General features: G+C 51.1%; 2 tRNA genes and 2 rRNA genes. All 4 read left to right on the top strand.

The window, feature by feature from the left end:
• Positions 1-405 (top strand): 16S ribosomal RNA (locus ACMWJS_RS22900); the annotation flags it as partial.
• A 70-nt stretch (positions 406-475) separates the two neighbouring features.
• A tRNA-Ile gene (locus ACMWJS_RS22895) sits at positions 476-552 on the top strand.
• 43 nt (positions 553-595) lie between these two features.
• Positions 596-671: transfer RNA gene (locus tag ACMWJS_RS22890), tRNA-Ala, on the top strand.
• Between the two features lie 171 nt (positions 672-842).
• Positions 843-1,297, top strand: a 23S ribosomal RNA gene (locus ACMWJS_RS22885); the annotation flags it as partial.

The following is a 1,297-nucleotide window of genomic DNA, read 5'->3' as shown; positions in this document are numbered from 1 at the left end:
GGCCGGGAACTCAAAGGAGACTGCCAGTGATAAACTGGAGGAAGGTGGGGATGACGTCAAGTCATCATGGCCCTTACGAGTAGGGCTACACACGTGCTACAATGGCGCATACAAAGAGAAGCGACCTCGCGAGAGCAAGCGGACCTCATAAAGTGCGTCGTAGTCCGGATTGGAGTCTGCAACTCGACTCCATGAAGTCGGAATCGCTAGTAATCGTAGATCAGAATGCTACGGTGAATACGTTCCCGGGCCTTGTACACACCGCCCGTCACACCATGGGAGTGGGTTGCAAAAGAAGTAGGTAGCTTAACCTTCGGGAGGGCGCTTACCACTTTGTGATTCATGACTGGGGTGAAGTCGTAACAAGGTAACCGTAGGGGAACCTGCGGTTGGATCACCTCCTTACCTTAAAGAACCTGCCTTTGCAGTGCTCACACAGATTGTCTGATGAAAAAACAGCAGTAAAAATCTCTGCAGGCTTGTAGCTCAGGTGGTTAGAGCGCACCCCTGATAAGGGTGAGGTCGGTGGTTCAAGTCCACTCAGGCCTACCAAACTCCTTTTAAAGGATGAGCGGTACAGAGATTGCAAAACGATGGGGCTATAGCTCAGCTGGGAGAGCGCCTGCTTTGCACGCAGGAGGTCTGCGGTTCGATCCCGCATAGCTCCACCATCTTTTACTGCGAACCCAAGAAAACTTCAGAGTGAACCTGAAAAGGTGCACTGCGAAGTTTTGCTCTTTAAAAATCTGGATCAAGCTGAAAATTGAAACGACACATCTTAAATGGTGTGTTCGAGTCTCTCAAATTTTCGCAATCAGAAGTGAAACATCTTCGGGTTGTGAGGTTAAGCGACTAAGCGTACACGGTGGATGCCCTGGCAGTCAGAGGCGATGAAGGACGTGCTAATCTGCGAAAAGCGCCGGCGAGGTGATATGAACCTTTGACCCGGCGATGTCCGAATGGGGAAACCCAGTGTGATTCGTCACACTATCGTTAACTGAATACATAGGTTAACGAGGCGAACCGGGGGAACTGAAACATCTAAGTACCCCGAGGAAAAGAAATCAACCGAGATTCCCCCAGTAGCGGCGAGCGAACGGGGAGCAGCCCAGAGTCTGAATCAGCTTGTGTGTTAGTGGAAGCGTCTGGAAAGTCGCACGGTACAGGGTGACAGTCCCGTACACGAAAATGCACAGGTTGTGAACTCGAAGAGTAGGGCGGGACACGTGGTATCCTGTCTGAATATGGGGGGACCATCCTCCAAGGCTAAATACTCCTGACTGACCGATAGTGAACC

Origin of the sequence: Enterobacter sp. HK-058-C-ECC, assembly GCF_047531125.1 — a bacterium.
In the GTDB taxonomy this organism is placed as follows: domain Bacteria; phylum Pseudomonadota; class Gammaproteobacteria; order Enterobacterales; family Enterobacteriaceae; genus Enterobacter; species Enterobacter quasiroggenkampii.
The sequence above is the reverse complement of the archived record's forward strand: the minus strand, read 5'-3'. Positions and strand labels throughout refer to the sequence as shown.